This window comes from Streptomyces sp. NPDC000941 (assembly GCF_053599555.1).
Window position 1 is genome coordinate 1 of sequence record NZ_JBSFMM010000342.1, and the last position, 8,359, is coordinate 8,359.

At 69.2% G+C, this 8,359-nt stretch carries 9 protein-coding genes and 2 pseudogenes; 1 reads left to right on the forward strand and 10 read right to left on the reverse strand.

Annotated elements, in window-relative coordinates:
- A pseudogene (locus ACWDSL_RS50110) lies at nucleotides 1–165 on the reverse strand (PLP-dependent aminotransferase family protein); the annotation flags it as partial.
- 3 nt (nucleotides 166–168) lie between these two features.
- Nucleotides 169–543, reverse strand: a complete 375-nt coding sequence (locus ACWDSL_RS50115) for a hypothetical protein (RefSeq protein WP_450496044.1) — start codon at nucleotides 541–543, stop codon at nucleotides 169–171.
- Nucleotides 544–1,234: 691 nt separating this feature from the next.
- Between ACWDSL_RS50115 and ACWDSL_RS50120 the strand changes: the two genes are divergently transcribed.
- Nucleotides 1,235–1,585, forward strand: coding sequence for a helix-turn-helix domain-containing protein (locus ACWDSL_RS50120; RefSeq protein WP_358640971.1), 351 nt, complete (start codon nucleotides 1,235–1,237; stop codon nucleotides 1,583–1,585).
- A gap of 488 nt (nucleotides 1,586–2,073) precedes the next feature.
- Here the strand turns inward: ACWDSL_RS50120 and ACWDSL_RS50125 are convergent.
- The 8 genes and pseudogenes from ACWDSL_RS50125 to ACWDSL_RS50160 form a co-directional block, all read right to left on the reverse strand.
- A pseudogene (locus ACWDSL_RS50125) lies at nucleotides 2,074–2,565 on the reverse strand (LacI family DNA-binding transcriptional regulator); the annotation flags it as partial.
- A 44-nt stretch (nucleotides 2,566–2,609) separates the two neighbouring features.
- A complete protein-coding gene (locus ACWDSL_RS50130) occupies nucleotides 2,610–3,374 on the reverse strand; it encodes a carbohydrate ABC transporter permease (RefSeq protein WP_089512458.1) in 765 nt (254 codons plus the stop codon).
- A gap of 53 nt (nucleotides 3,375–3,427) precedes the next feature.
- Entirely contained in the window at nucleotides 3,428–4,417 is a 990-nt protein-coding gene (locus tag ACWDSL_RS50135) for a carbohydrate ABC transporter permease (RefSeq protein ID WP_450496046.1), read from the reverse strand.
- A complete protein-coding gene (locus ACWDSL_RS50140) occupies nucleotides 4,414–5,718 on the reverse strand; it encodes an extracellular solute-binding protein (protein WP_450496048.1) in 1,305 nt (434 codons plus the stop codon). The genes ACWDSL_RS50135 and ACWDSL_RS50140 overlap by 4 nt, the downstream gene beginning before the upstream one ends.
- 182 nt (nucleotides 5,719–5,900) lie before the next feature.
- Nucleotides 5,901–6,230 (reverse strand): hypothetical protein, encoded by a 330-nt coding sequence (locus ACWDSL_RS50145; RefSeq protein WP_450496050.1) that lies wholly within the window; start codon nucleotides 6,228–6,230, stop codon nucleotides 5,901–5,903.
- A gap of 7 nt (nucleotides 6,231–6,237) precedes the next feature.
- Nucleotides 6,238–6,525 carry a hypothetical protein gene (locus ACWDSL_RS50150; protein ID WP_450496052.1) on the reverse strand — a complete coding sequence of 96 codons (288 nt, stop codon included), beginning with the start codon at nucleotides 6,523–6,525 and terminating at the stop codon, nucleotides 6,238–6,240.
- The gene (locus ACWDSL_RS50155) at nucleotides 6,522–6,884 is read right to left on the reverse strand and encodes a DUF6247 family protein (protein ID WP_450496054.1); all 363 of its coding nucleotides are present in this window, start codon (nucleotides 6,882–6,884) and stop codon (nucleotides 6,522–6,524) included. Before ACWDSL_RS50155 ends, ACWDSL_RS50150 begins: the two co-directional genes overlap by 4 nt.
- 86 nt (nucleotides 6,885–6,970) lie before the next feature.
- On the reverse strand, nucleotides 6,971–8,359 hold a 1,389-nt coding region (locus tag ACWDSL_RS50160; RefSeq protein WP_450496056.1), incomplete at its 5' end, for an MFS transporter.

An 8,359-nucleotide genomic window follows, 5' to 3' on the forward strand; every position in this document is an offset into this window, starting at 1 on the left:
GCTCGCGATCCACGGCACCGGCTCGCCGGCGAAGCGCAGCTCCCCGTACGGGTCGTCCTCGACGATCCACAGCCCGCGCCGCTCCGCGACCTCCGTCGGCAGGGCCCCACCGCTGTGTCGTCGTCCGCTCGGAAACTCCTGGCCGGGCAACGGGGCAAAGACAGGGTCTCACCGGTCGAAGTAGCTGAGATCGCCCACGGTCCATGCGCTGACGTCCTTGATCGCGACTCGGTACATGCCGTCCGTCTCTGGGATCCCGAGGCTGCCCTGCAGGATCCGGGCGAGATGAAAGTGCAGATGCGTGGGCGCCTCGCCGCGACCGGGCCGGTTCTCTCGCGGGCCGCGGGCGAAGACGTCGGAGAACGGGCCGAGACGTTCCGAGTCCTCGAGGACCTCCGCCACCCGCTCCCTCCACACGGCCTCGGGAGCCAGCCGGCCGGTGATGACAGCGCCACCGACGACCACGGTCAGCGACATCTGATTGCTTCGTTCGGACTCCACCGCAGCGGAGATGGCGACGAGCAGCTCATCAGGCTTCGACATGACAGCACAGCTTATTCAGCCGACTGCCCCCGAACCGCCCAGCGGGGTGTGAAGCGGTTGCGCGGGCGGCAGAAGGCGGCTCCCGATCAAGCAGTGAGGGCCGATCCGCCGCCGTATCGCCGCGCACGACGACTTCCGTGAGTCATTGTCGCAGGCGGCATGGTTCTTCCTCCCCCGGAAAGGTGAAATCTGCTCTTGGCAGAGTAGACATTCGTTTCTGGCATGGTTACGCTTCATCTCGTAGACACGGTCGAATGAGGCCCGCCAGACACGAACTGGCGGGTGGCTGAACACGAAGTTCGCAGGTCAGCGCGGCTCTCGAGCCTCGAAGCCAAGGTGTTCCCAGAACGGTGACGGGACTGAGAGCCGCACTGGGCGGCTCGCATGTCGAGGAGCTGCCAACAGCAATACCGGTTCACACAGTGGTTGGTTCGGAGAGGAACGGAGGAGCAGACGCCATCAGGATCGCCCGGCTCGAGAAGCACTCGGCCGGGTACCGCAAGACCCCGGAATGGATGGTGGTCCCCGGTCACGCAGCTGCGATCCCCCGCTCCCTCCCCCTCTGCCGGGACGGGTAGCGGAAACAGAAGGTCGGCACAGCAGTAGGGCCGACAGATGGTGTTGAATTCCCTTCGGGGCCCTGGTGCCGTACGGCACCAGGGCCCCTCGACGCGTTGCACAGCGAGGTGACATGACAGCGGATAACCCTCTTGGTGATCGTCTGGACGACGACGACTACCCCGCATACACGATGGGCCGGGCAGCCGAGATGCTCGGCACCACCCCAGGCTTCCTCCGAGCCATCGGTGAGGCTCGTCTGATCACTCCGCTCCGCTCGGAGGGAGGACATCGCCGGTACTCCCGCTACCAACTGCGGATCGCCGCTCGCGCCCGCGAGCTCGTCGACAGGGGGACCCCGATCGAGGCTGCCTGCCGCATCGTCATCCTTGAGGACCAGCTCGAGGAAGCTCAGCGCATCAACGCCGAGTACCGCCGTGCCGCGAGCGAGGCGGCGGACAGTTCCGGCTCCGGTTCCGGCTGATCACGCGGAGCGGGCCGTATCCGGAACGCCTTGTGGCGGCCAAACGGGAGTGCGGCCCGGAAAGTCCCGCCGGCCGGGGTGAGGGCAGCGTCGGTGTCGTAGTCGGCCCAGGTCTTGAGCCGGTCGGCGTATGCCTGCTGGAGCATCGGGTGGAAGCCCTGGCCGAAGAACACCCGCAGGGGCGGGTTGTCGGAGCCGACGATCTTGAGGAGTGCCTGGGCGCGGCGGCCGGGTCGCCGAGAGACCGGCGACCGGATCCCCGTGACAGCGCGCCTATGTGACGCGCGCCATACACAGGCGCCGGCGGCCAGTCGTGTGTTCGGTCAGCTGACCGCGGGGCCCTCGTCGCGTTGGGGTGCTCGGGGGGCGGCGGGGGCCAGCCCGGCCATCAGCAGCGCGACGCACCGCTCGGCGAGATCGCCGGGCTCGGGCGGGCCGGGCCGGGTCGCGCGGCGGCCGTTGTCGGGGTCGCCGGGGTTGGGGAGGCTGACGCAGACGGGCCCGGCCGGGCCGGTGGTGCCGTCGGCGTCCAGGGCGTCCAGGGGGCCGATCAGCACGCAGGGCCGTCCCAGACCGCGCAGCAGTGGCAGCCGGGCGTTGTGGGGCCCGGCGTCCACGATGATGATGCCGTCCACCATGGCGCTGTCCGCCATCCGTCGCAGCCCCTCCTCGCCCTCCTCCTGGGTGAGCAGCAGAACGTCGTGGTCGTGGCGGCGGGCGGCGGTGACGACGCGGGCCGCGAACCGCATCGTGGCCGTGCCGTCGCCGCCCTCGCGCAGCGGGGTCACCAGCGCCAGCACCCGGGTGCGGCTGCTGGCCAGGGCGCGGGCTCCGGCGTGTGGGCGGTAGCCGAGTTCGCGGATGCTGGCGTGGATGCGGCGGCGGGTGGCCTCGGAGATGGGCCGTTTGCCGCTGAGGGCGTAGCTGACCGTGCTGGGCGAGACCCCGGCGTGCCTGGCCACATCCGTGATCCTGACCATGGAGCCCCCTCCTCGGCGGGATCACTTGACGGGGTTGGCGGGGTTCACTTGACGGCGCCCACGGCGATACCGCGGGCCAGCGTCCGCTGGAAGATCAGGAAGAACAGGAACGCGGGCAGGACCCCGAGCAGGGCGGCCGCGTTGGTCATGGTGGCGTCCATCAGCCGCTGGCCCTGGAGGACGCCGAGGGCCACCGACACCGTCTGGTTGTCGTTGGAGATCAGCATGACCAGGGGCAGCAGAAACTCGTTCCAGGTCCAGATGAAGAAGAAGACCAGCAGCACCCCGATCGTGGGCCGGCTGACCGGCACCACGACCCGCCACAGCACCTGCCACTTGTTCGCGCCGTCGATCCTGGCCGCCTCGATGACCTCCTTGGGGAAGGCGCCGAGGACGGAGGAGAGCAGATAGGTGCCGAAGGCGGACTGGATGACGGTGAAGACGAGGATGACGCTGAGCCGGGTGTCGTACAGGCCCACCTCCTTCAACAGGTAGTAGATGGGGTAGACCAGCGCCTCCTGCGGCAGCATGTTCGCCAGTACGAAGAAGGCCAGCACCCAGGGGCGGCCCTTGATCCGGCCGATGCCGATCGCGTACGCGTTGAGCACCGACAGCACCACCGCGAACACCGCCACCGAGCCGGAGATCAGCACGGAGTTGAGCAGCTTCTGGCCGAAGTCCACCCGCTCCCAGAAGTCCTTCAGCCCGTCGAGATACAGCCCGTCGGGCAGGCTCAGCGGTCCGTGGGCGGAGTACTCGGCGGGTGACTTGACCGCGTTGAGCGCGACGATGACGAACGGCGCCACCATGAAGAGGGCCGCCACGACCAGCGCGGCCAGTACCGGGTATCGCGTGACGGCCTTCACCGGTCCTGGTCCTCCGCCCGGGTCTGCAGGCTTAAGCCCACCAGGGCCAGCGCCAGGATGAGTACCGTCAGCACGGTCGACACCGCGGAGCCGTAGCCGATCTGCGTCTTCTCGAAGAAGCTCTGGAAGGAGAAGTATGAGGGGACGTTGGTGGCCCCGCCCGGCCCGCCCTTGGTCAGTACGTAGACGGCGCCGAAGACCTTGAGCGCGGCGATGGTGCACCACAGCAGCACGACGTAGATCTCCGGGCGGATCTGCGGCAGCGTCACATGCCACAGCCGCCGCCACCAGGAGGCCCCGTCCAGCTCGGCGGCCTCGTGCAGGGCCGGGTCGGCCCGCTGCATTCCGGCCATGAAGACCACGAGCGGAAAGCCGAGCTGGACCCACACCATCACGCCCATCACGCTGTAGAGCGCGAGATCGGGGTCGCCCAGCCAGTCGTGGCGGAGGGAGCCGAGGCCGATCGCGTCCAGCAACTCGTTCAGGGCGCCGTTGTCGGGGGCGAGGATCCAGCTCCATACGATGCCGGCCACCGCGATCGGCAGCACCTGCGGCAGATAGAAGCAGGCGCGCAGCACGGTCGCGACACGGGTGCCGATGTGCTTGGCGATGTAGTCGAAGAGCGCGGCGGCCAGGATCAGGCCGAGGGCGGTGGGGATCACCGCCATCGCCAGGACCATCGCGAGGCTGTGCCGGAAGGACTCCCAGAAGGCGGAGTCGTCGAGCAGCGTGCGGTAGTTGTCGAGCCCGGCCCAGGAAGGCGTGCCGACGCCCTGCCAGTGGGTGAAGCTCAGCCCCGTGTTCATCAGGAACGGGACGATGATGACGACGAGGAAGGCGAGGGCGCCGGGGATCAGGAAGAGCGCGTACGGGTACTCGCGGGGCGGCCGTCCAGCGCGCTTCGTGGTGTTGGCGGGTCTTGTGGTTCCGGTTCTCTTTATGCCGTTTATGCCGTCCGCGGATTTCACGCTTTCGGCGGGTTTCATGTCTTCGGTGCGCCAGAGTCGTACGCCGTCTTCAGAGCGTCCAGATAGTCGTCGGGATCCGTGCTGTCGGTGATCAGCTTCTGTGTCTCGGAGACGAGGGTGTCGTAGAAGCCGGACACCGGCCAGTCCGGGTAGAAGGCGAGCCCGTCGTTCTTGGCGAGCTTGTCGAAGTTCTCGATCAGGCTCTTGGACTGCGGGTCGGTGATCGCCGAGGAATCGGCGGCCACGGGCACGCCGCCCTTGTTGCCGAGGACGTTCTGGATGCCCTTCTTCATCGTGATGTCGATGAAATCGTAGGCGAGCTTCTTGTTCTTGGCGCCCTTGGGAACCACCCACAGATTGCCGCCGGAGCCGAGCGTCAGCTTGGAGCCGGGCCACAGGAAGGTGCCCCACTGGTCCTTCATCTCCGACTTGAAGCGGCCGAACCACCAGCTGCCGGAGAAGAACATCGGATACTTGCCCGAGATGAACGCCGTCCCCGCGTCCTCGGCCTTGGCGCCGCTGGTGCTCTTGGCGATATAGCCCTTCTTCACCCAGTCGGCGAAGGTCTCGGCGCCGTATGTCCAGGCCGCGTCATGGAAGTCGGGCTTGCCCTTGTAGAGCTCGTACGAATCCACCCAGGAGCGGTCCGCTTTGCTGAGCGCGAGCTGGTAGACGTACTGGTGGGCGGGGTATTCGGCGCCCGCGTTCGCCAGCGGGGTGACGCCCTTGGAGGTGAAGGTGTCCAGGGCGGCGGTGAATTCCACGAAGGTGGACGGGACCTTCACCTTGTACTTGTCGAAGAGGTCCTTGTTGTAGAAGACCATCGTGTACTCGGCGTAATTGGGCACCCCGTACCACTTGCCGGAGCCCATCACGCCCTGCGCGTCGTACCGGCTGGTGGTCTGCACCCCGGCGCTCAGCGGCTTGTCCCAGCCGCGCTTGGTGACCTCGGGCGTGAGATCGGTGAGCAGGCCCTGTTTGGCGGCCAGACCGGCTGTGGCGTTGCCCTTGTTGTACTCAAGGAGGTCCGGGGCGTCGTTGGAGTTGAGCACCATCGAGGCCGTCTTCTGGATCTGTTCGAAGCCCTTCTCCTCGAACTTCACCGTGACGCCCGGGTGGCTCTTCTTGAACTCCTCGATCGCCTGCTTCCAGGCCGCGCCCATCGCGCCGTTGGGGGCCTCGTAGTGCCAGAGCTTGAGCGTCTTGCCGTCGCCTTCCCCGCTGTCCGAGCCGCACCCGGTGAGCGCCGCGGCTCCCACCAGGGCGGCGGCCAGGAGGGCTGCCGTCCGTTTCCGTGTCTTCTTCCGTGCCTTCAACATCCGCTGCCTCCGGGAGGGTTGGAGGGGTCACGCACGATCGTCGAAGCGCTTCGATGGAGGAAGGTAGGGGGGCGCTACGGGTACGTCAATGGCGTTGACAAAATGACTAGGTGTATCTGGGCTGTCTGTCGGCGGCACGGGCGGCGATGGTCGGCCGTGGTCGGCCGTACGTGCGACGGGGCTCATGCTGTGGCTGCGCGGGCCTCATTCAGTACGGCCAGGATTTCGTCCATAGCGGCGCGCCAAGCGGGGGCGTCCTTGCCCAGGGTGTGCGCGGTGCGCTCGGCCTCGCGTCGGCGGGCGGCCAGATCGGGGCGGCGCTCCACTTCGACCTCGGCCGCCCAGATCGTCAGCCACTGGCGGATGGGGCCGAGGTTGTCGTGCTCGGCAGCCAGGGCGAATGCCTCGTTCTTCTGCCGCTCCATTTCGCCTAAGCGGTCGGGCGCGATGCGGGCGAGGGCGATGCGCAGGGCTTCTGGGGTGCGCTCCGGCCGGGGGAAGGGGACGCCCACGCTTTCCTCAGAGATTGACGCGGTTGATGTAGACCCGATTGCGATAGGGGATTACCTGGTACCAGACGAGCAGTGTCCCCACGCCGTACGTGCGCAGACGGTGCGCATCGGGGGTGTCGTCGAGGCGGCCGTCAGGGCCGAGTCCCTGGGCGGCAAGATCGGCGAGAGCGCTGCCGATCACCTCGACAGCCTCCAGGTCTGCCTCCTTCATACCGCCGACAACCCAATCGGCGCCGGGGTTGTATTCCCAGGCCCAGCCGTTGGCGTCTTCGATCCCCTCGCCTCGAGTGTTCACGGGCCGATCCCAGCCTCGGTGGACGCCTCGTTGAGGATGCGGGCGATGGTCCGTTGAGCCGCCCGGAACTCTTCTTCGGTGGCCTGCGGGTCGCCGGTGACCCGTTCGGCCTCATGCAAGGCGCGCGCCCGGTCGGGGTGGCGCTCAATGGCGACGACGGTGGCCCACTTCTCCAGAAAGAGCCGCATAGGGGTGGTCGACGCGGTCTGCACGGCCCGGTCGAACGCATCGCCCAATTCGCGGTCGAACTCGGCGATGCGGGTGAGGTCAAGGCGTTTGACCGCTTCTCGCAAGGCGTCTCTCGCCATCGCCGGCTGAGGGAGGAGGGGACCGTGCAGGTGTTCAGGCTGTGTGCTCATGAGCGTCCTCCCGGGCTCAGCGGTGTCCGTAGGAACCGTACCTGGGGTCGGGGGCCCGTATGCAACGCGAACACACGCGCGAGTCATCAGCTCGCCCCCAGGGACCGCCGCAGCCGCCCCGCACCCCCCGCCGCCGCCAGCAGGGCCAGCGCCGCGGCCGTGGCAGGGGCCGTGTAGCCCGCCCCCGCGCCCAGGTGGTCGACCGTCCAGCCGGCCGCCGCCGCGCCCGCCGAGATGCCGATGAGGAGGCCGGTGTACGCGGTGGTCATGCCCTCGTTGAGGCGGGCGGGCGGGGTCAGCCGGTGGACGAGGGTCATACCGCTGATCATCGTCGGGGCGGTCGCCATGCCCGCGACGAACAGCAGCGGTGCCAGCGTCGCCAGTCCGGTCGCCGTCAGCAGGGGGAGGATGGCCACGGCCATGGCCGCCACCCCGGTCAGGAAGCGGGTCACCGCCGAGCCGCGCACCGGCAGCGCGCCGAAGACCAGGCCCGCCGCGCAGGAACCGGCCGCCTGCAGTGCGAGGACCGCGCTGCTCGCCGAGGTGTGGCCGTACGACTCCACGGCCGCGACCGTCGCGACCTCCATCGAGCCGAAGACCGCGCCGGTCGCCAGGAAGGTGATGACGACGACCCGCAGCCCTGGCGAGCGCACCAACGGTTCATGGGTGGAAGCGGAGGCGGAGGCGGAGTGCGTGCGCTGAGGCGGTGGCTCGGTGCGGTGCTGGGCCGCGAAGAGCAGGGTGCCGACGACCAGCAGCACCGCCGCCGTCGCCAGCCCCGCCTCCGGGAACACCGCCGTGCACAGCACCATCGCGAGCGCCGGACCGGCCATGAAGCAGACCTCGTCGACGACCTGCTCGAAGGAGTTGGCGGTGTGCCGGGCGGCCGCGTCGTCGTGGTGGACGGACGCCCAGCGGGCACGTGTCATCGAGCCGAGGCTGGGCACGCCCGAGGAGCCTGCCGCGCAGACGAACAGCGCCCACGCGGGCGCCCCGTAGTGGACGCACAGCAGCGTCGCCGTGGCCCCCAGCGCGAACACGGCGACCGCCGGAACCGCGACCCGCGCCTGCCCGTGGCGGTCCACGAGCCGGCCCAGCAGCGGCCCGGTCACGGCCGTCACCGCGAGGCCGGTGGCCGAGACCGCACCCGCCAGGGCGTACGAATCGCGCACGGTGGCGATCATGACCACCATGCTGACCCCCAGCATCGCCCCCGCCACCCGCCCCGCGAGCGCCGCGAACGTGAACGCGAGCGCCCCGGGCGCGGCGAACAGCCGACGGTAGGGCGCGAGGAGTGAGCGGCGGAGTGGGTGGCGGGGTGGGCGGGGGCTGCGCTCGCGCTCGCGGGTTGTTCGCGCTGCGGGCGCGTCGTTCGCGGCGCGGGGCACGGGCTTGCGGCTGCGGGTTGTTCGCGCGGTCGGCGTGGGCGCGGCGTTCGCGCCCGCGGCGCCGGGCGCCGGGCCGGGCCCGTCGTC